General features: G+C 66.9%; 25 protein-coding genes and 2 pseudogenes. 12 read left to right on the top strand and 15 right to left on the bottom strand.

What is annotated here, in order from left to right; all coding sequences use genetic code 11:
• Window positions 1-11: 11 nt before the first annotated feature.
• From Sa4125_RS22715 to Sa4125_RS22680, 8 genes and pseudogenes are all read left to right on the top strand, one after another.
• Window positions 12-971: a pyridoxal-phosphate dependent enzyme gene (locus Sa4125_RS22715; protein ID WP_224001986.1), complete on the top strand. Its 960-nt coding sequence runs from the start codon at window positions 12-14 to the stop codon at window positions 969-971.
• A gap of 10 nt (window positions 972-981) precedes the next feature.
• The gene (locus tag Sa4125_RS22710) at window positions 982-1,971 is read left to right on the top strand and encodes a succinylglutamate desuccinylase/aspartoacylase family protein (RefSeq protein WP_224001984.1); all 990 of its coding nucleotides are present in this window, start codon (window positions 982-984) and stop codon (window positions 1,969-1,971) included.
• A 307-nt stretch (window positions 1,972-2,278) separates the two neighbouring features.
• On the top strand, window positions 2,279-3,316 hold the full coding sequence (locus Sa4125_RS22705; protein WP_224008160.1) for an aldo/keto reductase: 1,038 nt from the start codon (window positions 2,279-2,281) through the stop codon (window positions 3,314-3,316).
• Between the two features lie 165 nt (window positions 3,317-3,481).
• The gene (locus Sa4125_RS22700; protein WP_224008157.1) at window positions 3,482-4,363 is read left to right on the top strand and encodes an amidohydrolase family protein; all 882 of its coding nucleotides are present in this window, start codon (window positions 3,482-3,484) and stop codon (window positions 4,361-4,363) included.
• Window positions 4,364-4,439: 76 nt separating this feature from the next.
• A pseudogene (locus Sa4125_RS22695) lies at window positions 4,440-4,552 on the top strand (glycerol-3-phosphate transporter); the annotation flags it as partial.
• 23 nt (window positions 4,553-4,575) lie between these two features.
• Window positions 4,576-4,677 (top strand): annotated as a pseudogene (locus tag Sa4125_RS22690) (ATP-binding cassette domain-containing protein); the annotation flags it as partial.
• Between the two features lie 138 nt (window positions 4,678-4,815).
• The gene (locus tag Sa4125_RS22685; RefSeq protein WP_224001981.1) at window positions 4,816-5,268 is read left to right on the top strand and encodes an NUDIX hydrolase; all 453 of its coding nucleotides are present in this window, start codon (window positions 4,816-4,818) and stop codon (window positions 5,266-5,268) included.
• A gap of 492 nt (window positions 5,269-5,760) precedes the next feature.
• A complete protein-coding gene (locus Sa4125_RS22680; protein ID WP_224001979.1) occupies window positions 5,761-5,985 on the top strand; it encodes a hypothetical protein in 225 nt (74 codons plus the stop codon).
• Window positions 5,986-6,339: 354 nt separating this feature from the next.
• Here Sa4125_RS22680 and Sa4125_RS22675 read toward each other — a convergent pair whose 3' ends face one another.
• Together Sa4125_RS22675 and glgX are read right to left on the bottom strand one after the other, a co-directional pair.
• On the bottom strand, window positions 6,340-6,933 hold the full coding sequence (locus tag Sa4125_RS22675; protein WP_224001977.1) for a hypothetical protein: 594 nt from the start codon (window positions 6,931-6,933) through the stop codon (window positions 6,340-6,342).
• 184 nt (window positions 6,934-7,117) lie between these two features.
• Window positions 7,118-9,406: a glycogen debranching protein GlgX gene (gene glgX, locus Sa4125_RS22670; protein WP_224001975.1), complete on the bottom strand. Its 2,289-nt coding sequence runs from the start codon at window positions 9,404-9,406 to the stop codon at window positions 7,118-7,120.
• 274 nt (window positions 9,407-9,680) lie between these two features.
• On the opposite strand from glgX, the gene Sa4125_RS22665 reads away from it, so the two are divergent.
• Window positions 9,681-10,193 (top strand): DUF892 family protein, encoded by a 513-nt coding sequence (locus Sa4125_RS22665; RefSeq protein ID WP_224001966.1) that lies wholly within the window; start codon window positions 9,681-9,683, stop codon window positions 10,191-10,193.
• A 108-nt stretch (window positions 10,194-10,301) separates the two neighbouring features.
• Here Sa4125_RS22665 and Sa4125_RS22660 read toward each other — a convergent pair whose 3' ends face one another.
• On the bottom strand, window positions 10,302-10,742 hold the full coding sequence (locus Sa4125_RS22660; protein ID WP_224001963.1) for a ferritin-like domain-containing protein: 441 nt from the start codon (window positions 10,740-10,742) through the stop codon (window positions 10,302-10,304).
• 446 nt (window positions 10,743-11,188) lie between these two features.
• On the opposite strand from Sa4125_RS22660, the gene Sa4125_RS22655 reads away from it, so the two are divergent.
• Complete coding sequence (locus Sa4125_RS22655; RefSeq protein ID WP_224001961.1) at window positions 11,189-11,524, top strand: hypothetical protein; 336 nt, start codon at window positions 11,189-11,191, stop codon at window positions 11,522-11,524.
• Between the two features lie 723 nt (window positions 11,525-12,247).
• On the opposite strand, the gene Sa4125_RS22650 is transcribed toward Sa4125_RS22655, so the two are convergent.
• From Sa4125_RS22650 to minC, 4 genes are all read right to left on the bottom strand, one after another.
• Complete coding sequence (locus tag Sa4125_RS22650) at window positions 12,248-12,403, bottom strand: hypothetical protein (RefSeq protein ID WP_224001959.1); 156 nt, start codon at window positions 12,401-12,403, stop codon at window positions 12,248-12,250.
• A 175-nt stretch (window positions 12,404-12,578) separates the two neighbouring features.
• Complete coding sequence (minE, locus tag Sa4125_RS22645; protein WP_224001957.1) at window positions 12,579-12,854, bottom strand: cell division topological specificity factor MinE; 276 nt, start codon at window positions 12,852-12,854, stop codon at window positions 12,579-12,581.
• Window positions 12,851-13,666 carry a septum site-determining protein MinD gene (gene minD / locus Sa4125_RS22640; protein WP_224001955.1) on the bottom strand — a complete coding sequence of 272 codons (816 nt, stop codon included), beginning with the start codon at window positions 13,664-13,666 and terminating at the stop codon, window positions 12,851-12,853. Before minD ends, minE begins: the two co-directional genes overlap by 4 nt.
• Window positions 13,667-13,694: 28 nt before the next feature.
• Entirely contained in the window at window positions 13,695-14,426 is a 732-nt protein-coding gene (gene minC / locus Sa4125_RS22635; protein WP_224001953.1) for a septum site-determining protein MinC, read from the bottom strand.
• A 265-nt stretch (window positions 14,427-14,691) separates the two neighbouring features.
• Between minC and Sa4125_RS22630 the strand changes: the two genes are divergently transcribed.
• Window positions 14,692-17,337, top strand: coding sequence for a bifunctional acetate--CoA ligase family protein/GNAT family N-acetyltransferase (locus Sa4125_RS22630; RefSeq protein WP_224001951.1), 2,646 nt, complete (start codon window positions 14,692-14,694; stop codon window positions 17,335-17,337).
• A gap of 124 nt (window positions 17,338-17,461) precedes the next feature.
• Here the strand turns inward: Sa4125_RS22630 and Sa4125_RS22625 are convergent, their stop codons facing one another.
• The 8 genes from Sa4125_RS22625 to Sa4125_RS22590 all read right to left on the bottom strand — a co-directional run bounded on the left by Sa4125_RS22625 (window position 17,462) and on the right by Sa4125_RS22590 (window position 23,945).
• Window positions 17,462-17,743, bottom strand: coding sequence for a hypothetical protein (locus Sa4125_RS22625; protein WP_224001949.1), 282 nt, complete (start codon window positions 17,741-17,743; stop codon window positions 17,462-17,464).
• A 225-nt stretch (window positions 17,744-17,968) separates the two neighbouring features.
• Complete coding sequence (locus Sa4125_RS22620) at window positions 17,969-18,559, bottom strand: NADPH-dependent FMN reductase (protein ID WP_345944304.1); 591 nt, start codon at window positions 18,557-18,559, stop codon at window positions 17,969-17,971.
• A 38-nt stretch (window positions 18,560-18,597) separates the two neighbouring features.
• Complete coding sequence (locus Sa4125_RS22615; protein ID WP_223998612.1) at window positions 18,598-19,806, bottom strand: IS256 family transposase; 1,209 nt, start codon at window positions 19,804-19,806, stop codon at window positions 18,598-18,600.
• A gap of 274 nt (window positions 19,807-20,080) precedes the next feature.
• Window positions 20,081-20,281, bottom strand: coding sequence for a type II toxin-antitoxin system HicA family toxin (locus tag Sa4125_RS22610; RefSeq protein ID WP_224008151.1), 201 nt, complete (start codon window positions 20,279-20,281; stop codon window positions 20,081-20,083).
• Entirely contained in the window at window positions 20,281-20,532 is a 252-nt protein-coding gene (locus Sa4125_RS22605) for a DUF1902 domain-containing protein (RefSeq protein ID WP_224001947.1), read from the bottom strand. The genes Sa4125_RS22610 and Sa4125_RS22605 overlap by 1 nt, the downstream gene beginning before the upstream one ends.
• 114 nt (window positions 20,533-20,646) lie before the next feature.
• A complete protein-coding gene (locus tag Sa4125_RS22600) occupies window positions 20,647-21,429 on the bottom strand; it encodes an ATP-binding cassette domain-containing protein (protein ID WP_224001945.1) in 783 nt (260 codons plus the stop codon).
• Window positions 21,426-22,526, bottom strand: a complete 1,101-nt coding sequence (locus Sa4125_RS22595) for an ABC transporter permease (protein ID WP_224001943.1) — start codon at window positions 22,524-22,526, stop codon at window positions 21,426-21,428. The genes Sa4125_RS22600 and Sa4125_RS22595 overlap by 4 nt, the downstream gene beginning before the upstream one ends.
• A 384-nt stretch (window positions 22,527-22,910) precedes the next feature.
• The gene (locus Sa4125_RS22590) at window positions 22,911-23,945 is read right to left on the bottom strand and encodes a sugar ABC transporter substrate-binding protein (protein WP_224001942.1); all 1,035 of its coding nucleotides are present in this window, start codon (window positions 23,943-23,945) and stop codon (window positions 22,911-22,913) included.
• 367 nt (window positions 23,946-24,312) lie between these two features.
• Between Sa4125_RS22590 and Sa4125_RS22585 the strand changes: the two genes are divergently transcribed.
• The gene (locus Sa4125_RS22585) at window positions 24,313-25,575 is read left to right on the top strand and encodes an ROK family transcriptional regulator (RefSeq protein WP_345944303.1); all 1,263 of its coding nucleotides are present in this window, start codon (window positions 24,313-24,315) and stop codon (window positions 25,573-25,575) included.
• Window positions 25,576-25,597 lie beyond the last annotated feature (22 nt).

Here is a 25,597-nt window from a genome sequence, read left to right as displayed (position 1 = left end):
GGACACGATCCATGAACCCCATCATCACCGCTACCGCCGCCGACGCGGTCCAGGCCCGCTCCCGGATCCGTCCGTTCATCTACCAGACCCCCCTCCTGCCCTCGCGGGAAAGGGGCGGTGAGGAACTCGCGTTCAAGGCCGAGAACTTCCAGATCACCGGATCCTTCAAGATCCGCGGGGCGGCCGCGAAGATGACGGCGGTGGACCCCGGTCAGGCGCTGATCACGGCCTCGTCCGGCAACCACGGCATCGGTGCCGCAATGGCGGCGTCGTCCATCGGCCAGAGCCTGACCGTCGTGCTGCCGCGGTCGGTCTCGCCGGGCAAGCTCGCGAGGATCCGCTCCTTCGCCGTCGAGGTCGTCCTGCATGGGGACGAGGCCGGGGAAGCGGAGCGGCATGCGCAGGAACTGGCGCGCGCCCGCGGCCTCGTCTACGTCTCGCCCTACAACGACCGGGACATCATCGCCGGACAGGGAACGATCGCCCTCGAACTGCTCGAACAGGCGGAGCGGATCGACAACGTGTTCGTCTCGATGGGCGGCGGCGGCCTCATCAGCGGCATCGGCTCCGTGCTGAAGGCGTTCAGCCCCCGGACCCGCGTCATCGGCGTCAGTGCGGCGGCATCGATGGCGCTGGCAGCCTCCATGGAAGCGGGCAGGATCGTCGAGACGGAGCACCGCGACACCATCGCCGACGGCGTCGCCGGCGGCCTCGACGAGGACAGCATGACCTTGCCCCTCGCAATGGCCGTCATCGACGAGGTCGTCGTCTGCGACGAGGACGCGATCGTCGCCGAGATCGCCTCGATCGCGCTGAACGAGCGCCAGGTGGTCGAAGGCGCGGCGGCCCTGGCGATGGCCGGATACCGCAGCCTTGCCCACCGCCTCGCGGGGCAGCGCAGCGTCGTCGTCCTGTGCGGGAGCAATTTTGCGCCGGATCGCATCATGCCGCTCATCCGAGCCGACGCGTGAGACGCACGCCATGAGCGCCATCGATATCGACTGGGATCGCGACGGGCGACAGGCCGGCTACCTTCATCTGCCGAACTCGACGAATGTCAGCGCCTGGCAGGACCTGCGCGTTCCCGTCTACCTGTTCCGCAACGGAGAGGGGCCGTGCACGCTTCTCCTCGGCGGCAACCATGGTGACGAATACGAGGGCATCACGGGATTGTCGGCCCTTGCCCACTCGCTGGATCCGGCCGGGATCACCGGCTCGGTCATCATCGTGCCGGCATTGAACCTGCCGGCCGTCCTCGCCGGGGCGCGGCTTTCCCCCGTCGACGGGCGCAACCTCAACCGCGAGTTCCCCGGCGATCCCCGGGGATCCTTGACGCAGCGGCTCGCCGCCCTCGTGGTGTCGGAGCTCGTGCCCCGCGCGGATGCCGTCTACGACATTCACTCGGGCGGGCGTTCGCTCCTGTTTGCGCCCTGCACGCTGGTTCACGAGCAGGCCGACGGGGAGCTGACGCGTCGATGTCTCGCGGCGGCCGACAGTTTCGGCGCGCCGTTCACCGTCGTGATCCGCGAACCCCATGCCGGGCAGATGCTCGACGACGTGGTCGAGCGGTCAGGCAGGCTGATGGTGTCGAGCGAGCTGGGTGGGAGCGCGGCAATCAGCCCCGGCACGATGGGACTGACGCGGGACGGGCTGCTCCGGCTGCTCGCGCATCTTGGCCATCTCTCGGCGGCCGATCTCCCGCCGGCAGCGCCGGGGCGGCGGCTCGTGGTCCCGGGCCCGCAGGCCTACCTCCATGCCGACGATCTCGGCACCTATGAGCCGATGGTCGAGATCGGCAGGTCGGTCGCAGAGGGAACGGTGATCGGTCGCCTTCACTTTGTCGACCGGGCCGACCGCGCCCCCCAGCCCCTTCGAGCTCCTCTCGGCGGCATTCTTCTCTGCGTTCACGGACAAGGGCTCGTGCGCCGCGACGACGTCATCGCCGTGATCGCCGTACCGTATGGCGAGTAACCCGGCGGAGAGGCAGGATGCTCCCTGCTTGACCCAGGGCAGACCTGAGCCCGTCAGGGCTTTACATTGCCGGCGGCGCCGTCGTTCTATCGCGACGCGACCGTTTCTGTCGCGCCGACCCCCACCGTCGCCGTCGATCGGCGGATCGCCGAGGCCTCGGCACGCTCGCACACCGCCGCTCCGCGGCGGCGCCCCATTCGGCCGGGTCGATCAGGCCCGCCAAAGCGTCCGAGCGACCCTGCTTGCGGGCGTCGCCCCTGTTGTTTGGACGTGCCGCAAGACGCGCGCACGACTGTAGCTGAAAGGCATTCCCGTGAAGGCAACCGACAAGAAGCGTCTCAAGCGCGCCAACATCGAGCTGACCCTCCTCGGCATGGGCACGGCGCCGCTGGGCGGGCTCTACGCGCCGGTGGCGCTCGAGGACGCGCGCGCCGCGCTCAAGGCCGCCTGGGATGCCGGCATCCGGCATTTCGATGCGGCACCGATGTACGGGCTGGGCCGCGCCGAGCATCTCGTCGGAGAGCTGCTGCGCGAGGCCGATCCCGAAAGCTTTCACGTGTCGACGAAGGTCGGCCGGCTGATGAGCTTCGATCGGCCGGGCCGCACCCTGCCGCCGGAACCGCCCAAGAACGAGTTCGATTCGGGCTGGCACAACGGCCTGCCGTTCCGCGAGGTCTTCGACTATTCCTATGACGCGATGCTGCGGTCATACGACGATTCCCGCCAGCGCACGGGGCTCGGCCGGCTGGACATCCTCTTCGTGCACGATATCGGCCGCGTCACCCATGGCGAGCTGCACGAGCATCATTGGTCGGCCCTCACCAAGGGCGGCGGCTTCAGGGCGCTGGAGGAGCTGAAGGCAGCCGGGCTGATTGCCGGCTTCGGCCTCGGCGTCAACGAATGGCAGGTGATCCGCGACGCGATGGACGAGGCCGATCTCGACATCTGCCTGCTCGCGGGCCGCCACACCCTCCTCGACGGCGATGCCGCGGAAACCTTTCTGCCGCTGGCGCTGAAGCGTGATGTCGACCTCGTCATCGGCGGCGTGTTCAACTCCGGCATCCTCGCATCGTCCTCCGGCCGCAAGAAGTTCAACTATGTCGACGCGCCGGCGGAGGTGCTGGCCAAGGTCGAGCGGCTCGAAGCCGCCTGCCGCAGCTTCGACGTGCCGCTGCCAGCCGCCGCGATCCAGTACCCGCTGCGCCATCCCGCCGCGACCAATGTGGTCATCGGCGCAAAGACCGCGGCCCAGGTGCAGCAGAACGTCGCCTGGTTCGAAATGCCGATCCCCGAGGCGCTTTGGCAGACGCTGGAAGACGACGGCCTGATCCCGCCGATCGCGTGACGCCGGCTTCTTCCTCTTCCTCGCGCAAGGCTTCATCATGTCCACGATCGTCAACCGGCGGCTGACCGGGCACCGCCTCGCCATCCCCGACGACAGCGTCCACGGCAAACCCGGTGAGCGCCCGCTCCCCGGCAATATTTTCCCGCGAAAGGGTGTCTCTTGGCCATGAGCATGAGCGGCAGTGGCATGACGGTCGACAGCCACCAGCATTTCTGGAAAATCGACCGCGGCGATTACGGCTGGATGGGGCCGCATGTCGCGCCGCTGCTGCGCGATTTTCTTCCGGACGAGTTGCGCCCGCTGATGGCCCGCGCCGGCATCGACCGCACCGTGGTGGTCCAGGCGGCGGAAACCGAGGCGGAGACCGAGTTCCTGCTCGCGCTTGCCGCCGAGACCGACTTCATCGCCGGCGTCGTCGGCTGGCTCGACATGGACGACGCCGCCTTTCCGGAACGGCTCGGCCATTTCCGCCAGAACCCGTGGTTCGTCGGCCTGCGACCCATGCTGCAAGATCTCGACGACGACGCCTGGATCCTGCGGCCGAGGGTGCTCCAAAGCCTTGCCGCGGTGGCGGAGGCGGGTCTGGCCTTCGACATCCTCACCTTCCCGCGCCACCTGCCGCACGTGGTGGAAGCGCTGGAGGCGACGCCCGGCCTTCGCGCCGTCGTCGACCACATCTCCAAGCCGGCGATCGCCGCGGGCACCCTCGACCCGTGGCGGGAGCATATTGCCGCCGTCGCCGCCTTTCCCAACGTCTCCTGCAAGGTCTCCGGCATGGTGACGGAAGCCAGGGCCGACTGGGCGCTGGCCGACCTGGAACCGTTCGTCGACCACGTCGCCGCTGTCTTCGGCGCGGACCGGCTGATGTTCGGCAGCGACTGGCCGGTGTCGACACTCGCCGCGACCTACGGCGACGTCAGCAATGCCGCCCGCGCCCTGCTCGGCCGCCATTTCGGCCCGGACGGGATGGCAGCCATCTTCGGGGCGAACGCGGTTCGCTTCTACGGCTTGGGGGAACGCCGGGTGCCGGCAACGTCCGCCGAATGACATCAGTGACCTGCCGAGCGTCCGGCCTGCGCCTGATCGGCCTGACGAGCGGGCCTCTGTCGCCGGGAATCGCCCTGCGCAGACGCCGTGGAACTCGTGATGGTGACGGCGATCTACGCGATCCTGCCACCGGTTCTCGCCGTGCTTCTCAGGCAGCGAGGGTTCGTCAAGGGCCTCGTCGAGTCGCAAGCTGCGACGAGAAGGACACCGGGCGCGGCATCTCGTGCGACATCGCGGACGGCGAGACTCTCGTCCTCGTCGGACCGTCCGGCTGCGGAAAATTCACGCTTCTGCCCATGATCGCCGGCCTCGAGCCCGCCGGGATCTTCTTCGCCGCCGCCGCGCTGCATGCCTTCGGACAGGACGGCAAGCGTATCGGGTCGAGACGGCGGTGAGGTTGGCCGATCCCGACACAGGCGGTCAGCCGTCCGGGACGAAGGCCCCGTGTCGCCATGGGCGCTAAGTCAGGACGTCAGGTCGCGGCGCTGCCGATGCGGCTGACGGAAGCCGGCGTCATCGAGTTGCTTCTCGTGACCTCGCGGGAAACGCGCCGCTGGATCATTCCCAAGGGCTGGTCGATGAAGGGCCTCAAGGATCACCGGGCCGCGGCCAAGGAGGCCGAAGAGGAAGCGGGCCTCAAGGGACGGGTGCTGAAGAATGCCGTCGGCCGGTACACCTATTGGCGTCGCACCAAGCGCGATTTCCGGCTCACCTCGGTCAGCGTCTTCCTGATGGGCGTCGAAGGGCAGCTCGGCGCATGGAAGGAAAAGGGCCAAAGGGATCTTTGCTGGATCGACGCGAAGGATGCCGCCGGGATGGTTCAGGAACCGGACCTGATCACGCTGATCGAGTCTGTTATCGCCCGGCCCGACACCCGCGCATTTCTGTCGCGTCTCACCGCTTAGCTCTCGCATAGACGATCGGGCCCGCGGGCAGGCGGGCGCACTCGGCTGCTCCGCCGTCCGGCGACACCGGCTACGACGGGCCCCCTGCCTCCCCCGATCCGACGCGCCGACAGGCAAAGTCCGGCGTCCAGGTAAAAAGGCTGGTTGCCTCGATGGCGCGAGCCGGCCGAAGTCTGCGATCCGTCGTCGGGCACGCGCGCCAACGGCGCATGGACGCGTCGGCCGGACATTGGCTGCGGGGCAGCGGAAAACTCCAGCAGGCCGCTGGGCAGCAGCGCTCGTCGGCCCAGCCCGCAGCAGAAGTTAATAAGCCGGCGCAGTACTTGTGACCTGTCGTCAGGATCGGCATGAGCGAAGTCATGGCTCCAGCCGCCGTGCCCGTAGCTTTCCATCGGCGTTCGGCTGCGACCGGTCTGCGACCGGAACACTTCGCGCGACCTGCGGTTATCCCAGATGAACGAGCGCAAACGGCGCGCCGCCAAAGGAAATTCCATGACAGACCCGCACGTCTTCTCCCGGAACTCGGCAACCGAAAACGACAGGGTGCCGGAGGCAGGCCAAACGCCGCGTCCTTCGGACACCCTCGTCGGGGCAAAGGATTCGCCCGACCCGGACTTCCATGCCGAGGCTCTGGCCAATGCCACGACGGACAGCGAAGCCGGGGCCATTCCGGACAATGACGAGGGTGGAATCACCCCGCTGAAGCCCCGCGACTGACTCTCGCTGAACTGCGCCTGCGCCAGCAGCCCGATCGCCGTGATGTCGCCGATGGACGGTATGGACGCGTCCGAGGCCCCGAACGCTCGGGGTCCTCAGGCGAAAGCGCTCCCCGCTCAATCGAATCGGATTTCCCAAGGGGTCTCAAGGACGGACCGGCCGATCGTCATGGATGCGTTCTGAAATTCATAAAGAAGGGCGGATCCTTGGGACCCGCCCTGGTCGTTGCGTCGTGCCGACCGACTGGGGTCAGCGGGACCGATGTGCCAGTCCGGCGAGGAGTGGCATGGGCCGCTCCCCCCGCCGGAGCCATCGCCAAACGCTGCCACGGACTTCAGGCAGATCAGACCAAGCTCAGCCCATGATAGGCTTGAGCGCCGCCTGGCATGCCGCCTCGTCGCCGGCATCGGCAGCGGTCTGAGCCTTCTCGAGAGCGGCGGTCACCTCGGCAGAACTTGCCGCCGGTGCCTGACCCGACTGCTGCGAGGCGACATCCTGGCCGGACGTCGCGATCTGTGCACCGGTTCCGCCGGAAGCCGTCTCCAGCGGCGCTGAGCTGCCATCCTTCGAGATCTCGCCGCCCGTCGCCGACTGTCCGGGCGTCGTGGTCGTGCCGCCGCTCGCGGAGGCAGTCGCCTCCGTTGAAGGCGTTGCCGCCGTTGCAGAGGTCGCCGCTGTGGACGATGCATCCCCCGCCGCCGGGGCAGCGGCGTCGGCCGTGCCAAGAGGCGCGACGGTGCCGTCCTTGGAGATGGGACCTGTGCTCGGCGCCATCGCCGAGCCGGCTGAAGCGTCGAAATTCGTGGTCTTGCCGCCCTCGGCCGTCGTCGATGCCGTGGTCTCCTTCGCCTTGAGGGAAGCAATGTCAGCCGCGCAGTCGGCAAAGGCAGGAGCCGTGGCGGCTGCCGTCATGGTCGCTGCGATAAAGAGAGAGGAAATCCGTTTCATCCCAGTAGTCCCTTTGTTATTGCCCACAATCGAGGAAACGGCAGCACGCCACGACAGTTCCTGAAGTAAAACACAGCCGCGACGTGTTCTTCCGGATGTCACCCGGGACATGCCGGGCGGTACCTGACAGCTGACTTGTCATGCCGCCGCCCGACTCGCGCCCGGGACGTCCCGAGTGCCTGCGTCATTCCGCCGGCCGATCCCCCTCGGGAGATGCGGCGACGAAATGGACGCGGTCAATCGAGGCCTGAAGAAAAGTCTCGCTGACATGGACGAAAGAACGTCGCGCCGCCTCGGTCGAGGCGTCGCCCTTTGCCGGCTCCAACAGGAAGACGAGGAAGGAGCGGCCCGTCATCATGTATTCGGTCCCGAAATCGAACGGCTCGAGTTCCTCGCGGTCGGGAAGGTTGGTATCGATGACGCACCGCCAGCGCCGGCCACCGGCGGCTTCCGGCAGGACGAAGTTCACCACGTCGTGGTGGGCGTTGAGGATCATCAGCATCGTCGCGTCGTTGCCGGGGCGGCGGATGCCTTCCGACTGGGCGCGTCCGTCGAGGAGCACGCCGAAGCAGCGGGTGCCGGAATCGCTCCATTCGGCTTCCGACATTTCCTCGCCGGATGTCGCCAGCCAGGCCACGTCCTTGACGCCGAGCTCCTCGTCGTAGGTACCGTGCAGGAAGCGCCCTCGCCGCAACATCGGCAGCGACTGGCGGACCATGATCAGCTTCTTCACGAACTCCGCCAGGCCGACGCCCTCCGGCGTGACATCCCAGTCGATCCAGCCGATCTCGTTGTCCTGGGCGTAGGCATTGTTGTTGCCGTTCTGGGTGCGGGCGAACTCGTCACCGGCCAGGATCATCGGCGTGCCACGCGAAAACATGAGGGTGCCGAAGAAGTTGCGCAGCTGGCGGAAGCGCAGCTCGTTCAGCTCGGGATCATCCGACAGGCCCTCGACGCCGTAGTTGTTCGAGAGATTGTGGGAGTGGCCGTCGCGGTTGTCCTCGCCGTTCGCCTCATTGTGCTTGTCGTTGAAACAGACGAGGTCGTGGAGCGTGAAGCCGTCATGCGCGGTGAGGAAATTGACCGAGGCCCAAGGCTTGCGACCGCGCTTGTCGAAGAGATCGGCCGAGGCGCTGATCTTCGAGACCACGGCCGCGACCTTGCCTTCGTCGCCACGCCAGAAGGAGCGGACGGTGTCGCGGTAGCCGTCGTTCCACTCGGCCCAGCCGGGCGGGAACCGCCCGACCTGGTAGCCGCCGGGACCGCAGTCCCAGGGTTCGGCAACGAGCTTCACCTGGCTCAGCAGCGGATCCTGCTGGCAGGCGTGGAGGAAGCTCGACTCCTCGCTGAAGCCGTTCGGCTCGCGGGCCAAAATCGTCGCGAGGTCGAAGCGGAATCCGTCCACCCGCATCTCGCCGGCCCAGTAGCGCAGGCTGTCCGTCACCATCTGCATGACGCGGGGGTGGCTGGTATTGACGGTATTCCCGGTGCCCGTGTCGTTGATGTAGTAGCGCGGCTCGCCCGGCATCAGCCGGTAGTAGCTCGCATTGTCGATGCCCTTGAAGGACAGCGTCGGGCCGTTCTCATTGCCTTCGGCCGTGTGGTTGTAGACGACGTCAAGGATCACCTCGATGCCGGCGTGGTGGAAGGTCGAGACCATTTCCTTGAATTCGTTGACGAAGGGGCTGGCGAGATAGCGCGGGTCCGGCGCGAAGAAGCCGAGCGTGTTGTAGCCCCAGTAGTTTCTCAGCCCCTTTTCGACGAGGTAGCTGTCGTCGACGAAGGAGTGGACGGGCATGAATTCCACCGAGGTGACGCCGAGGCTGCGAATATAGGCGATGACATCCGGGTTCATCAGGCCGGCGAACTTGCCGCGATCGGCGTCGGAAACCGAGGGATGGCGCTGGGTGAAACCCTTCACGTGGGTCTCGTAGAAGATCGTCCGCTCCCACGGGACATTCGGACGGCGCTCATCGCCCCAGGTGAAGGCCTCGTCGACGACGCGCGATTTTGGCACGAAGGCGGCGCTGTCGCGCTCGTCAAAGGAGAGATCGCCGTCGGGCGAGCCGATCGTGTAGCCAAACAGCGCCGGATCCCACTTCACCTCGCCGAGATGCTGCTTGGCATAGGGATCGAGGAGGAGCTTGTTCGGATTGAACCGGTGCCCGACGTCGGGCTCGTACGGACCATGCACCCGATAGCCGTAGACCTGACCGGGACGGGCCTCGGGCAGATAGCCGTGGAAGACCTCGCTGGTATATTCCGGCATTTCGATGCGCTCGACCTCGCGCTCGCCGAGAATATCGAACAGGCAGAGCTCGACCCTCGTGGCATTGGCCGAGAAGATGGCGAAGTTGACGCCGCGCCCGTCCCAGGTCGCGCCGAGGGGAAACGGGCGGCCGGTCTCGATCCGGGAACGACGGGCGCGGGGCGTAGAAGGAAAGGCGTTGATGGCGGTGGACGACTGGCTCAAGGGGGATCTCGCGTGCGGGAGGAACGTGCCGGGTTAAGTGCGCTGCAAACGCTTGGTTCCCCGCTCAGCTCGCCCATCCGTCCTGGAAGACGCCAGCCGGCTCCGAGTCGCGGCGGGAAGCCGAGGACGCGATGGCGGCAGCAGCACGGGCACGCCGCTGAATCGGTAGGGTGCCAAGCGAGAAGTGGCCGGCAAACCGGGAACCGCGACGCCCATTGGATGCTTCTGCGAGTCCATCGGCCGCGTTTTGCGGCGACGATCACGGAGATTTCACATGGCCAAGGAAAAGACCCTCGAAGACGCCTTCTACGAGACCCTCAAGGACGTCTACTACGCTGAGAAGGCCTCGGTGAAGGCGCAGAAGAAGGCTGCCAAGGCGGCGCAGTCGCCCGAGCTGCAGGCGGCCTTCAAGACCCATGGCGAAGAATCGCAGAACCAGGTCGAGCGTCTGGCGCAGGTCTTCGAGCTGATCGGCAAGACGCCCCGCGCCAAGACCTGCGAGGCGACTGTCGGCCTGATGAACGAGATGGACGAGGATCTCGAGGATTTCGCGGGCACCGAGGCGAGCGACGACGTGCTGATCGGCTGCGCACAGGCGCTCGAGCACTACGAGATCGCCCGCTACGGCCTTCTGAAGACCTGGGCGACCAAGCTTGGCTACGACGAGGCGGCGGCGCTTCTCGACGCGACCCTGCAGGAAGAGAAGAAGACCGACGAACTGCTGACGCAGATCGCCAACGCCTCGATGCCGAAGGGCAAGAGCGGCGCCAAGGCCAAGGCCGCCTGATCGCTCTCCACCCCATAGCAGGAGGCCCGCTGCAGCGATGCGGCGGGCCTCTTCGTCTCCAAACGTCTTCCGCAGGAAAGTCCCGCGGAAAACGTGACGTCCGCCAGATCAGGCGTTCGCGTCCATCCAGGCCTTGTGACGGCTCTCGTCATCATACGCCTTGCGGAAATAGGCCTGCGCATCGGCCGGCGCCGCGGCGTTCTTGGCGGCGTGGTCGTAGGCCATCTTGGTCTCGATCTCGTTCGTCGACATCGCCTTCAGGATGGCGCCGTCTCCGATGATCGAGGCGAGAGCGACCTTGCCCGTCGTCAGATACTGCTTGAGATCGCCTTCGGTCGGCGCGTCCACGCCGAGGGTTCCGGCCATCCGCGTCAGTTCGGCGACGTGCGCCACGTGATCGTCCTTGAACTCGGCGATCTTGGTGCGCGAAGTCTCGTTGTCGAGCTTGGCGATGGTGCTGTCATAGGCCGCGATGGCGTCGTGCTCGAGAACGAGAAGGTTCTGAACGAGTTTCTCGAAAGTGGTTTCGGTACCGACTGTCGTCACCATGGATCTCTCCTTCGGGGGTTGGACCCAAGGAATGCACCCGGGCGATGATGGGTTCAGATTACTTCCTTAGTCTGCTGCACGGTCCTGCCCTCGCTCCAGAGCCCGGCTGACCGACATTTCCGGCGCCCGGCACCGATCCGGTCGCCGCAAGGCCCCGTCCGGTCCGGGCTAACGCCCACCGGCAGGTTCAGGGCTTTCCGCGAGGGGTGAAGCGATTTCCCGCCGCAAGCATAAGCCGCAGCCGGTTCCTGCCGCCGGAGGGCGGAACGTTCCCGAAGAGCGCAGGCGCACCGCCTGGCTGGACGGATTCGCGGCTATCGCCAGGCTTGTCGCCTGCGGCAATTATGCCGCAACAGCAAGGTGATAGTCGTGCCGGGCGCCGTTCCTTAATGTTTCGTTAACGATATTGCCGGCATTTTAGAGGCCATCCAAAGAGAGGTCGGACGATGCACAACCGCTATGCTCCCAACGAAGCCCAATGCCCCGTCGCGCTGGAGCTTTTGGCCCTGCTGCTGCGCTCGAACGCGGATCGTATCCAGGAAGTCGTCGTGCAGCTGCCGCCGCTGCAGCGGGCTTCGCTCGCCGCCTTCTGCTACGGCCGCTCGCACATGCGCGCCCTCGGCCTGGTCGTCGCGTCGCACTGCGACGAGCGTTCGCTGGCAACGGTCGCCGGCGCCGTCGGCGAGGTCCTGTTCGACCAGTCTCGCAACGGCAGCGCCGTCGAGATCGAGCTCAACCCGCAGCGGCGCAAGCGCATCTCCCTGTCCAGGGTGGCTGCCTGAGGCCCTGACGCCCGACGCTCGCGGCCGGGGAGCGATCGCCGGCGGCAGAACGTCTTCGGCACCGTAGAAGCCCGACCGCGCGTCGCCAGACGCGGCGGGTTTCCGCGGCGACAGCCCCCATTCCTGCTGAAAAGCCCTGCACGGACCGTCGGGTTATTTTGTCCAGATCCCTATTTGCGACCTGCCAACCCTCCTCGGGCTCGGCAGCGAGCCACGGCACAGGGGCCGACATGCCCGTAGGCGCCGTCACGTCCGATGCGCCAGCGTGCTCGCCACGGACGTCATCATGGGCTGGCGGACGCGGCGGATTCGACAAGCCGGCGACAGTTCCCGCGGCAACGGACGTGCGTATCGATCCGCCGCGCTCGCGTCAGGCACAGGCCATGCTGAGGCCCTTCCCCATCGCAGCCTGACAAGACTGCTGGATCTTTGGCGGCGTCCTCCCGGCACCGAAGAAATTCGGCCGGCCGGCGACGGATCCGCCCGTGCCCCGTCCTTCGCCGGCGACCGTAAGCCTTGCCGGGAACGGGGCCGGAGACAGGGCCGACAGCGCGACCCGGGTTTTCCGGCCGGCATCCCGTTGTGCCCGGCCAAGCTTATCGCGTCGGGGCGACGCCTTGCCGGCCGAGCGAACGACGGGTCGCGCCAATCGGTCTTGCGCATGCCCGGGGCTTGGGCCGCCCGCTGCTGCGGCCGGCCGGGGCGCCCGCAAGCGCGCTGGTATCAGTGACTGCGGCCGGCGGCAGCCTCGCAGACCTCGACATGCTTGCGCAGGGCATCCATGCCGAGCATGGCGGTGATGCTGCGCACGTCGCGGCCCTTCAGCTGCGGCGCGTCCTGGACTTCCTGCAGACGCTTCAGAAGCTCGGCTCTATTCATCGCGTGGGTCCTTTCAAGCTGATCCGGGATGGCCGACTTCCGGCCGCCCGGCCTGTGTCGCCGACGCGCCGTGATGGCGGCGCCGGCCCATGATCCCTCTGCGGACCATGGTCGGAGTATGGGAGCCGAAGCTTGCGGCAGACCGAATCGGCACGCCGCGGTCGGCTCCCGGCGATCAATGCGCCGCGGCAAAGGTCCGCTGGCTGGGAAGGACAGGCAGTTCGATGTCGACCTCCAGCGTCGAGACCACGTCGCCGCGCTCCATCTTCACCTTCACCTTGTCGCGGTCGATGGCGACATGCTTGGCGATGACGGCGAGGATCTCCTCGCGCAGGACGGCGACGAGGTCGGACTGGCCGATGGTCGCGCGCTCATGGGCGAGCAGCACCTGCAGGCGCTCGCGCGCCGCCGGCGCGGTGGAGCGCTTGTTGAAGAAGCCGAACAGGCTCATGCCGCCCTCCTGCCGAACAGTCGGCCGAACAGGCCCTTGCGGTCGCCGGGAATGGTCATCGGGATGTCGGCGCCGTTCAGCCGCCGCGCCGCGTCCATGTAGGCCCGGGCCGGCGCGCTCGACGCATCGCTGAGGGTGACGGGCGTGCCGGTGTTGGAGGCGCGCAGCACCTCGGGGCTCTCCGGAATGATGCCGAGGAGGGGGATCGACAGGATCTCGAGGACGTCCTCGACCTTCAGCATGTCGCCGCGCTCGGCGCGGGCGACGTCGTAGCGGGTGAGGAGGAGATGCTTCTCCATGCGCTCGCCGCGTTCGGCCTTCAGCGTCTTGGCGTCGAGAATCCCGATGATACGGTCGGAATCGCGCACCGAGGAGACTTCCGGATTGGTGACGACGACGGCGACGTCGGCATGGCGCATGGCCAAAGTCGCGCCGCGCTCGATGCCGGCCGGGCTGTCGCAGATCACCCAGTCGAAGCGCTCGCGCAATTCGGCCATGACGCGGTCGACGCCCTCGATCGTGAGGTTGTCCTTGTCGCGGGTCTGCGAGGCCGGCAGCAGCGACAGCGTGTCGATGCGCTTGTCGCGGATCAGCGCCTGCGAGAGCTTCGCGTCGCCCTGGACGACGTTGATGAGATCGTAGACGACGCGCCGTTCGGCACCCATCACGAGGTCGAGATTGCGCAGGCCGACGTCGAAATCGACGACGACGACATTCTGTCCGCCCTGCGCCAACGCCGCTCCGAGGGCCGCGGTCGACGTCGTCTTGCCGACGCCGCCCTTGCCCGATGTCACCACCATCACTCTGGCCATATGCATTTCCTTGTTCGTTGAGGTCGGGTCAGCCGAGGGCCACGGTCTTCAGCTCGTCACCGTCGAGCCAGGCCTGGACGGACTGGCCGATGAAGCGCGGCTCGATGTCCTCGGCGGTCTTGTAGAGCCCGTCGATGGCGATCAGCTCGGCCTCGAGCTTGCGGCAGAAGATGCGCGCCGTCGGCTGTCCGGCGGAGCCGGCGAGCGCTCTTCCGCGCAGCGAGCCGTAGACGTGGATCGAGCCGCCGGCGATGACTTCGGCACCGGAGGCGACGGAGCCGAGAATGGTGACGTCGCCTTCGGGAAAGACGATCGACTGGCCGGAGCGCACAGGCGAATCGATCACGAGCGAGCCCTGCAGCACCGGGACGATCGGCGGCGCACCCACGACCTTCGGTCGCCCGGCTTCGGCCTCCGCCGGCGTCTCGTCCGGAACGATGTCGCCAGCCGCGCGGCCGCCGCGCATCTCGGGCGGCATGCCGGGGCCGAGCAGCGAGGACGCCGCGCCCTCGATGCCCATGATCCGGACATTGCGCGTCGCCAGTGCTGCCAGCAGGTCGGAAAGATCCTCGCGCGTGATCTTCAGTCCGGCGACGTCGAGCACGATCGGGCGGCCGAGGAAGAAGCCGGTCGAGCGGGCCGCCAGATCGTCGAGGCTGGCGAGCCAGTCGCGGAAGGGCAGTTCCGGCGACAGCACCAGCGCCAGGAAGGAGCGGCCACGCAGGCGAACCGGTTTGATCATGGTTAAGGCTTCGGTCATATTGGTTAATTCTTGGTTTCCATGTCGATCTAAGGGCGGCGTCGTTAATAAGGCGTTAAGATGAACCGGCCGGCTGGAGGAAAGCCTGTGGATCGCCGATGCGGCAGCGACACACGATTACCCGTCAGGCGGCGCCTCCACCGCGACACGATCCGGGCCGGGCAGGCCCCCTCCTTGCATGCCGGGGATGACCTGAGGCTTGCTTTCCCCAGCCGGGTGACGGCCTAGCTGTAGGACCGTCAGAGGTCGAAAAAGAGGAGACGCGGTGACCATCCGCAATCTCGACGCGCTGTTTTCCCCGCGCGCCATCGCGCTTCTGGGCGCCGGGCCCGGCGATGCGTCGATCGGCGGGGTTTTGGCACGCAATCTCCTGGAAAGCGGCTTCAAGGGGCCGATCCTGCCGGTCGACCGGTCGACGCAGGCGATCCGCTCGGTGCTGACCTACAAGACCGTCGACGACCTGCCGCTGACGCCCGATCTTGCCGTCATCGCCTCGCCTGCCGCCGAGATTCCCGACCTCGTCGCGGCGCTCGGCGGGCGCGGCTGCCGCGCCGCCGTCGTCATCAGCAGCGGGTTCGGCGAGGACGGGGACGCTCGGGGGCTCGGTCTGCGGCAGGCCATGCTCGACGCCGCCAAGCCGCATCTCCTGCGCATCGTCGGGCCGAACTGTCTCGGATTGATGTCGCCTGCGGCGGGGCTCAACGCCAGCATCGCCCACCGGGCGCCCCTGCCCGGCCACATCGCCTTCCTCACCCAGTCCGGCATCGTCGCCACCTCGGTGCTCGACTGGGCCGCCGCGCGCGGCATCGGCTTCTCGCATGTCGTCTCGCTCGGCGGCATGAGCGACGTGGATTTCGGCGACCTTCTCGATTTCCTGGAATCGGACGCCCGGACCCGCATCATCCTCCTCTATGTCGAGCAGCTGACGGAGGCGCGAAAGTTCCTCTCGGCGGCCCGCATCGCGGCCCGCACGAAGCCGGTCGTCGTCGTCAAGACCGGGCACAGCATCCACGGCGCGGCCGTGGAGGCACTGAATCCCGGCGCGATCGCCAGGGAGGACGCCATCTACGACGCCGCCTTCCGCCGGGCCGGCATGCTCCGGGTCGACACGCTGGACGCGCTCTTCCAGGCCGTCGCGACACTTTCGAGCGGGCTGCGCGTCCGCGGCGACCGACTCGCCATCCTCACCAACGGCGCCGGTCTCGGGGTGATCGCCGCCGATGCGGTGGCGCGCTCCGGCGCGCGGCTTGCCGAGCTGCCTTCCGGCGATGGCGGACTCGGCAATCCGGTCGACATCCTTGCCCGCGCCGATGCGGCCCGCTACCGCGAGGCCCTCGACGCCATCCACGCTGCCGACACGGCGGACGCCATCCTCGTCCTCAACGGCCCGACGGCGCTCGCCGACCGCATGGCGGCCGCCCATGCGGTCGCCGATACGCCCTCGGGTCCGCGACGCCCGCTCCTCACCTGCTGGCTCGGCGGCGATTCGGCGCTGGCACCGCGCAAGCTCTTCGATGCCAAGCGGATCGCCACCTACGAGACCCCGGAGCGGGCGATCGCGGCTTTCGTGCAGCTCGACGACTATCGGCGCAACCAGGAGCTCCTGATGGAGACGCCGGTCGCCGAAGGGTTTGCCATCGATCGTGCCAGGGCCGAGGCGATCGTCGCTTCGGCGCTTGCGGAAGGGCGCTTCGTCCTGACCGGTCCGGAGTCGCTCGACCTTCTCTCGGCCTTCGCCATCCCGGTCATCCGCACGATCGTCGCCCGCACCCCGGTCGAGGCCTGCGCCGCGGCGACGGCGATCGGCCTGCCGGTGGCATTGAAGATCCTGTCGCGCGACATCACCCACAAATCCGACGTCGGCGGCGTTCATCTCTCCATCGCCTCGCTGCCCATGGTGAGGCAGGCAGCCGAGGACATGCTCGAGACGATCCGGGAGAAGGCCCCGGATGCGCGAGTCGACGGCTTCATCGTCCAGCCGATGATGCGGCGGGGGGCGACCGAGCTGGTGCTCGCCATTGCCGAGGACGCGGTGTTCGGCCCGGTGATTCTCTTCGGCGAGGGCGGCACGGCGACAGACGTGATCGGCGACCGCGTCGTCGGCCTGCCGCCGCTGAACGACGTCCTGGCGCACGACATGATCTCGCGCACCCGCGTGTCACGGCTTCTCGCCGGCTACCGCGACCGTCCCAAGGCCGATCTCGCCGCCGTCGCGACGACCCTCGTGAAGCTGTCGCAACTGGCGGCCGAGATGCCGGCGGTGAGCGAACTCGACCTCAACCCCCTGCGCGCCGATGCCGGCGGTGTCATCGTCCTCGACGCGCGCGTGGTGCTGCGCCGACCGGGCGGCGTGCGGCCGCTGTCCGCCATTCGGCCCTATCCCCGCCGCCTCGCCCATGGGGCGGCGACGAAACGCGGCATCACCTACGACATCCGGCCGATCCGTCCGGACGACGAGGCGGCCATCGTCGACATGCTGCAGCGCTCTTCGCGCGACGACGTCCGCCTGCGCTTCTTTGCGCCGCGCAGCGATTTCGGTCACTCCTTCGCCGCGCGCCTGACGCAGGTCGACTACGATCGTGAAATGGCCTTCGTGGCACAGACGCCGGGCAGCGCCGAGATCAGCGGCGTCGTCCGGTTGATCGCCGCGCCCGACAACGACAAGGGCGAGTTCGCCGTGATGGTGCGCTCGGACCTCAAGGGCACGGGCCTCGGCTCCCTCCTGATGACGGAGATCCTCGCCTATGCGCGAGAACGCGGCATCGGCCGGGTCGAGGGGGAGGTCCTGAGGGAGAACACCAGCATGCTGCGGCTGGTTCGAGCGCTCGGCTTCACCGTGCGGTCAAGCCCCGACGATCCCTCCGTCGTGCATGTCGCGACGAGTGCGCTGGAGACGGGTGCGGAAAAATAGGCGTGGCGCTCGGTCCCTGCGGGCCATCCAGCAGCGGACGAGTCCGTCGGCAGGCCGTCATTCCGGCACGAAAAAGCCGCCGGATTGCTCCAGCGGCTTCTTGCAGGCTCTGTCGACCGAAGTCTTAGTTGGCCGGGGCCGGCGTCGTCGGAGCAGGCGTGGCCGGCTCGACGGGCTCGGGGGTCGCGGCAGCCGGTGCTTCCGGGGCGGGATCGGCGGCGGGGGCTGTGGAAGCCGGGGCCTCGATCGTCGTGTTCGTGGTCGTGTCACCCGCGGTCGGCGTCGCGGCCGGGCCGCCGGAGAAGAACGCGAAATAGAGGACGGCCAGGATGACCAGTCCGCCCAGAATGAACCAGACGGCGTTGAGGCTTCCGCCCTGGCGTGGCGGGGGAGGAGTATGGGTCATGGCGTGTTTCTTCCTTTCGCAGTCAAAGCCGGCGGCGCCGACGGAGTCGCCGTGGTAACAGGTCCGTGCACGAAAGGTTCCGGGAAAGATCACCCGTGCCTCATGGTCCGACACGCCCGCGGTTTCACCGGGTCGATGAACGGCCGTGCATCCGCCGTACAAGGCATTGACCAGGAATGGCTTTTCGATCGTTTCTGAAAAAACGCCGGACGGGGCCGAGGGAAATCAGGGCCGCAAGGATTTCAACGCGCCCGCCCATTTCAGCAGTTCGTCCAGCATCGCCTTCGAGGATGACAGGTGGAATTCCTGGGGCTCGAAACCCTTTTCGCCGATGTATCTGGTGAATGTCTGGACGGCGAGGCTTTCGGGAATCGGCATCGCCTTCACCGTCGTCATCAGCGGCTTGGCCGCCTGGACCGCCCGGATGCCGCCGGAGACGCCGCCATAGGAGGCGAAGCCGACCGGCTTGTAGTTCCATTCGCGGCTGAGATAGTCGACCGCGTTGAAGAAGCTCGGCGGCGGGTTGTAGTTGTATTCCGGCAGCACGAAGACGAAGGCATCGGCCTTGTCGGTCAGGGCGGCCCAGCGCTTCGTGTGGTCGTGCTGGTACTGCTGCCGGGCCGGATGCTCCGGCTCGTCGAAGAGCGGCAATCCGACCTCCTTCAGGTCCACCGCCACGACCTCGAACCCGCCATGCTCACGCGCAAAGCCGGCGAACCACTCGGCAATGACGGGCCCCTTGCGGCCGGGACGGGTGGACGTGGTGACGACGTTGAGCGTGAGAGCCATGGGCAGGTCCTTGGTCGTGTCCGTCAACGTGGTGGAAATTGGGGTGTAACTGAAGCGGCTCGGTTTCAGGCGGCTGCGGTGGAAATACGTACGGTTTCGGGCTTGGTGCTGTTGGACATGAGTTCGGCCATGGGTTCGGTCTGCATGTAGCGGTTTTGCGTCTGCCATTCGTCGTTGGCCTCGAGGAGGACGGCGCCGATGAGGCGGATGATGGAGCCCTCGTTCGGGAAGATGCCGACGACATCGGCGCGCCGCTTCACCTCCTTGTTCAGGCGCTCCAGGGAATTGGTCGAATGGATCCGGGTCCGATGCTGACCGGGAAAGTCCAGATGCGCCAGCACGTCGGTCTCGCTGTCGTCGATGAAGCTGCCGAGCTTGGGACACTTTCCCCGGAGCTGGTCGGCGACGTGGCGCAGCGCCTGGGCCGCGCCGGCGCGATCGGGTTGGATGAAGGCCTGGCGCAGGGCCGCAGCCGCCATGCTTTGCTGCGCCTTCGGGACATAGGACAGGGCGTTGCGCATCCAGTGGACGCGGCAGCGCTGCCAGGAGGCGCTGAACACCCGGCGGATGGCGGCCTTCAGCCCTTCATGGGCATCCGATATCACGAGCTTCACGCCGGAAAGGCCGCGGCGCACGAGGCTCTTGAGGAAGGTCGACCAGAAGGTCTCCGCTTCCGAGGGCCCGATGTGAAGGCCGACGATCTCGCGCTTGCCGTCGGTGTTGACGGCGACAGCGATTATTGCCGCCACCGAGACGATACGGCCGCCTTCGCGCTGCTTCAGGTAGGTCGCGTCGAGCCAGAGATAGGGCCAGTCGCCGGTGAGCGGGCGATCGAGAAAGCCGCCGACGCGGTCGTCGATATCTTTGCACAGCTTCGACACCGTGCTCTTGCCGATCCCCGACAGTCCCATGGCCTGCACCAGATCGTCGACGCGACGCGTGGACACGCCGCTGATCCAGGCCTCCTGGATGACCGCGACAAGCGCCTTCTCCGAGAGCTTTCTCGGTTCCAGGAACGGCGGAAAGTAGCTGCCTTGTCGAAGCTTGGGGATGCGAAGCTGCAAGGAGCCAAGCCGGGTATCGAACGAGCGGTCCCGGTAGCCGTTGCGATAGGTCGCCCGTTCCAGGGTGCGTTCATGGCGCCCGGCGCCGATCATGCCCTCCACGTCGGCCTCCATGAGAAGCTGCATCACGCTCTCGGCTATCGTCCTCAGGAAATCGCCGTCTCCGGCTTTTGCCAGAAGCTCGGCAAGCGGTAATCTGTCCTCGGTCATCGGGTGCTCCGGTCAGGTTGAAGTCTCGCAACTCCACCTTAGCCGGCCAATCCGGTGGCCACCTCCGTCGCACCATCTGAGATCCGAGTTTCCACCACCAGCGCGGACACTACCAGGTCCTTTGTTGTGACGGGGCCGATAGCTGAGATAGCGCCTGTCGCGTCGCGGGCGAACGTCGTCGCGCGATATGGGTCGCGGGCGGCAGTCGCGCGGTGCAGTTCGCGGGAGGCCGAGAGGTACGGGCTTTAGCTCAGTTCCAGTGACATCAGAGCGATCAGAAGGATTTGGGCAATCCAGCCTGACGTAGAATCGCGTTGGCGGTGTGCCGGCTCGCAATGCCGACCTGGACCGGAAAGCTGCGCGTTGTCAGCGGGCTGAACCAGATCTCGTGACTGCCTGTCCCCTGCCGCAAGACATGGCAGCCGGCAGCCCGCAGTAACAGGCGCACTTCACGATCGAAGGTCCGCGGCGCCATCATGCCGCGTCGGAGTGTCGCTCCAGTTCGCGGAGTGCCGAAAGCTGGAAGAAGACCGAGGCGGGTTCGACGCCCGGGTGATTGTCGGCCAGAAGATCCGACGTCATGTCGCCGATTTTCTGCAACAGTGCGTCCAGAGTGTCAGCTTCGGCCGCGACGGGCACTGCATCGCAGGAACCCGCCCAGACAGACGCATCCGCATCCCAAATGGCTGAAACCATGAAGATTGTTGGCCGCGCCGCAAGCCCCATCGACGTTCTCCTTTGAGGCCGGCCGCCAATCCTGCCAGTCCGATCATCTGCGCAGTCGCAGGCAGGCGCAACGGTACCTGAAGCGTCAGGTCGAAACTGGAGAAAGCTCCAGCCCTAAGCTGCCAACATCGACGCTTCCGGCGTCTTCGCGCCCGTCATCAGCGCCACGGCATCCGACATGGTCGCGCTCTTCGGGTCGATGAGGCAGAGGCGGCGGCCAAGGCGGTGGATGTGGATGCGGTCGGCGATCTCGAAGACATGCGGCATGTTGTGCGAGATGAGGACGATCGGCAGGCCGCGCGAGCGCACCTCGAGGATGAGGTCGAGGACCTTTCGCGATTCCTTCACGCCGAGGGCTGCCGTCGGCTCGTCGAGGATCAGCACCTTCGAGCCGAAGGCGGCGGCTCTGGCCACCGCGACACCCTGGCGCTGGCCGCCCGAGAGCGTCTCCACCGGCTGATCGATGTTCTGGATGGTCATCAGGCCGAGTTCGGAGAGCTTGTCGCGGGCGATCTGGCGCATTCTCGGCTTGTCGAGCATGCGCAGCCACTTGCCGGCAAAACCCTGGCGGCGGATCTCGCGGCCGAGGAACATGTTGTCGGCGATGGACAGCGCCGGCGACAGAGCGAGCTGCTGGTAGACGGTCTCGATTCCGGCGTCGCGAGCCCCTTGCGGATTGTCGAAGGTGATCGGCGCGCCGTCGAGCAGGATTTCGCCGCTGTCGGCGATGACGGCGCCGGACACCGCCTTGATCAGCGTCGACTTGCCGGCACCGTTGTCGCCGATGACGGCGAGGATCTCGCCGGGCCTGAGGTCGAAGTCGGCATTGTCGATGGCGACGACGCGGCCATAGCGCTTGTTGAGGCCACGGGCGGAGAGGACGGGGACCTGGTTCATGCCGAGACCTTTCTGATCCACTGGTCGGCCGCGACAGAGAGGATGATCAGCGCCCCGACGGTGAGCTGCGTCCACTGTGGGTCGGTGCCCCAGATTCGGAGGCCCATGGCGAAGACGCCGACGATGAGGGCGCCGATCAGCGTGCCGAAGACCGAGCCCCTGCCGCCGAAGAGCGAGGTGCCGCCGATCACCACGGCCGTGATCGACTGGATGTTCGCCTCCTGGCCCGAGGTCGGGCTGACCGAGCCGATGCGGCCGATCAGCGCCCAGCCGGCGAGCCCGCAGATCAGGCCGGCGACGGCATAGACCGAGATCAGCGTGCGCGTCGTCGCAATGCCGGAGAGACGCGCGGCATCGGCATCGTCGCCGAGCGCGTAGACGTGTCGACCCCAGGCCGTGTTGTTGAGGATGTAGAAGACGACGATGACGAGGACGACCATCAGCACCGCGCCATAGGTGAAGGTCGCGCCGGCGATGCGGAAGGTCGTGCCGAAGAACTGCAGCAGCGGGGCGGCGTCGCTGATGTCCCGGGCCCGGATCGTCTCGTTGGCCGAATAGATGAAGTTGGCGGCAAGGAAGATTGACCAGGTGCCGAGCGTGACGATGAAGGGCGGCAGCTTCAGCTTGGCGACGAGAAAGCCGTTGATGAGGCCGCAGCAGAGACCGACGGCAAGGCCGCAGGCGATCGCAAGCGGCGTCGGCAGGCCGAGATTGACGGCGAACTGGCCCATCACCACGGAGGAGAGGACGGCGATCGCGCCGACGGAGAGATCGATGCCGGCGGTGATGATCACCAGCGTCTGCGCGACGCCGATGATGGCGACGATCGTCACCTGCTGCAGGATGAAGTTCAGCGTCTGCGGGCTGAAGAAGCGGCTGCCGAGCATCAGCCCGAAGACGGCGATGCTGACCGCCAGCACCAGGACCGGCACCATGGTCGGGTTGGCGTGGAGGAAATGCTGGAGGCGGGCGAGGCCGCCCCTGTGGCTCGCGTCGAAGGCGGCAACCTTCGACTCGCCTTGCGCCGCAGCCTGCTCGAAATCGGCGGCGGCCGGCTTTGCGGGCGCTACCGGGGGCGTTCCGGGGCTGTCTGACATGGGTTCACCTTCTCATCGACGGGATCAGAGCAACCGGCAGGCGACCGAGTATCGCCCGATCCTATCCGCCCTTCCGTCGACCGCAAGGGGCGGATCATGCGGCGGTGCGGGATGGAGGCAAGCGATCCGCCGACGGCGTCACGGGCCGGCACCCGCGGCGCCGGGGCGCCGCAGGGTTTCACTGGCAGAGGGAACAGTCAGGGGTTGCTGACTTGACGCTTCGGACAATCGAACATCGGCACCGCTTCTAAAGCGGGATGGCTTTTCTTCGAATCGCCGACCCGCTTTAGGTCCTTGTCCTCGCATGATCTTTTCCGAAAGCCGGAATCCACTTTCCGGGATCATGCTCTAGGGCCCGATGTTCAAAGAAGTGCAGCCGGGAAATCAGCCCCAGCAGGCCTTGAGCGCTTCTTCCGAGGTCATCGACGTCACGCCATCGACGGGCTTGTCGGTGACGAGGTCGACACCGGTATCGGTGAAGTCGAGCCCGGCGGTCTTTTCCGGCTTCTTGCCCGTATCGACGAAGGCCTTGACGGCCTCTACGCCGAGCGCGGCCATCTTCAACGGATACTGCATGGAGGTCGCGCCGATGAGCCCGTCCTTGACGTTGTTCACGCCGGGGCAGCCGCCGTCGATCGAGACGACGAGGACGTCTTCCGCCATGCCCGCCTGTTTCAGCGCCTCGTAGGCGCCGGCAGCGGCAGGCTCGTTGATGGTATAGACGACGTTGATGCCCGGCTCCTTCTGGAGAAGGTTCTCCATGGCCGTGCGGCCGCCCTCTTCGTTGCCATTGGTGACGTCGTGGCCGGCGATGCGGGCGTCGTCCTCGTCACCGATGACGGCGACGTCCTTGGTGTCGATCCCGAAACCGGTCATGAAGCCTTGGTCGCGAAGGACGTCGACCGAGGGCTGGGCCGCGATCAGGTCGAGGAAGGCGATCTTGGCGTCGGCCGCCTTGTCGCCGAGCGAGGCCTTGGCCCACTTGCCGATCAGTTCGCCGGCCGTGAAATTGTTGGTGGCAAACGTCGCGTCGGCCGAATCGATCGGCTCCAGCGACGTGTCGAGCGCGATGACGAGGATGCCGGCCTTGCGGGCCTCCTGCAGCGGGGCGACCATGGCCTTGGTGTCGGAGGCGGTGATCAGGATGCCCTTGGCGCCGCCGACGATGCAGCTCTCCACCGCCGCGACCTGGCTCTCGGTGTCGCCGTCGATCTTGCCGGCATAGGTCTGCAGCTGCACGCCGAGCTCCTCGGCCTTGGCGAGCGCGCCCTCCTTCATCTTGACGAAGAAGGGATTGGTGTCGGTCTTGGTGATCAGGCAAACGAGCGGACCGTCGGCGGCGACGGCAGGCGTCGCCAGCGAGGCGAAGCCGGCGACGGCGGCAAGCGCGGTCGTGGCGAAGAGTGTGCGAAGCGTCATGGATATCCTCCCAGATATGAACTGATTTCGCCGGGCGCGCGGCCGTGGCGACGGTTTCCGGGTGCGGCCTCCTCGCCGCCTCGGTTGGCAGCCAGACAACCCGACCGCAGCGTGCCTGTCAACATAAATAACTCATGCGGATTTAAATATTGACAGCGAGGTGTAACGGGGACAACCTTGTCCAGCGAACCTGCTGATGCGTCGAGTGAATTCGTAATTCGACCGAACAGAAACTGGAACGGGTGCCGCCGCCGATGGCTCGTTCGGCAGAATGCGCCGATCGTCGCGTGGTGACAAGTCGGAAGGCACCTTTGGGAGAGGGTGCCGAGGCATGATCCCGCGGGGTCGGGCCTGAGGAGTTGATCGCTTGAACGAGTTCAATGGCAAACAGACCCTGGCGGCGGAGCCGGCCGGAGACGCGCGGGTGTCCACGGAGCGGATGCGCGGCTCCAACCAGTCCGGGCTCCGGGCGCACAACGAGCGCGCGGTGCTGTCCCTCATCCGCCGTCACGGCGTCATGGCGAAAGCCGACATTGCCCGGCGCACCGGACTGTCGCCGCAGACCGCCTCCGTCATCATGCGCGTGCTCGAGGCCGAACGCCTGGTCCTGCGCGATGCGCCGCGCCGCGGCAGGGTCGGCCAGCCGTCGATCCCGATGCGGCTGAACCCCGACGGGGCGTTTTCGCTCGGCCTCAAGATCGGCCGTCGCTCGGTCGAGCTGGTGCTGATGGATTTCGTCGGCACGATCCGGGCGAGCCGTCGCCGCCCTTATCCCCTTCCCAAGGTCTCGGAGATCAAGGCTTTCGTTGCCGAGTCGACGAAAGCCTTGCTGGACTCCATCGACGACCATGGCAGGACGCGGGTCACCGGCCTTGGCGTCGCCATTCCGGATGCCCTCTGGGACTGGGCCGAGGAGCTCGGTGCGCCGGCGGGCGAAATGGACGAGTGGCGCCATGTCGACATCGCCGCCGAACTGTCCGCCCTGACCGGCCAGCCGGTGCAACTGGCCAATGACGCAACGGCCGCCTGCGCCGCCGAACATGTCTTCGGTACGTCGAAATGCGCCGACTACGTCTATTTCTTCATCGGTGCCTTTGTCGGCGGCGGCATCGTCATCGACGGCGACCTGGTGATCGGTCGCTCGGGCAATGCCGGGGCGCTCGGCTCGATGCTGGTGCCTCGGCCCGACATGGCGGGAGGGCGGCCCGGCAATTACGACCAGTTGATCAATTCCGCCTCGATCCATGTCCTCGAGAAGATGATGCGGGCAGAGGGCCGGGATCCGCAGGACCTCTGGCGCGTCGAGGGCGAATGGCCCGATCTCGGCCCGAGTCTCGACCGCTGGCTCGCCATGGCCGCTTGCGGCCTCGCCCATGCCATCGTCTCGGCAACCTCGGTCTATGATTTCGAATGCGCCATCATCGACGGCAGCTTTCCGACGGACGTTCGCGACCGGCTGGTGGCGGAAACCGCTGCAGCCCTTGGACGGATCCGGCGCGAAGGCCTGTCGCCGGTGACCATCCGGCCCGGCACGATCGGTGCCACTGCCCGCGAGATCGGCGGCGCAAGCCTTCCCTTCTTCGCCCGCTTCCTGCTCGACCACCGCGTGCTCTATACCGAAAAGGGCTGAGATCCCGGACGGTGCTGGCCGG

Source organism: Aureimonas sp. SA4125, from assembly GCF_019973775.1.
GTDB lineage: Bacteria > Pseudomonadota > Alphaproteobacteria > Rhizobiales > Rhizobiaceae > Plantimonas.
This window is presented reverse-complemented; position numbering and strand designations above follow the sequence as displayed.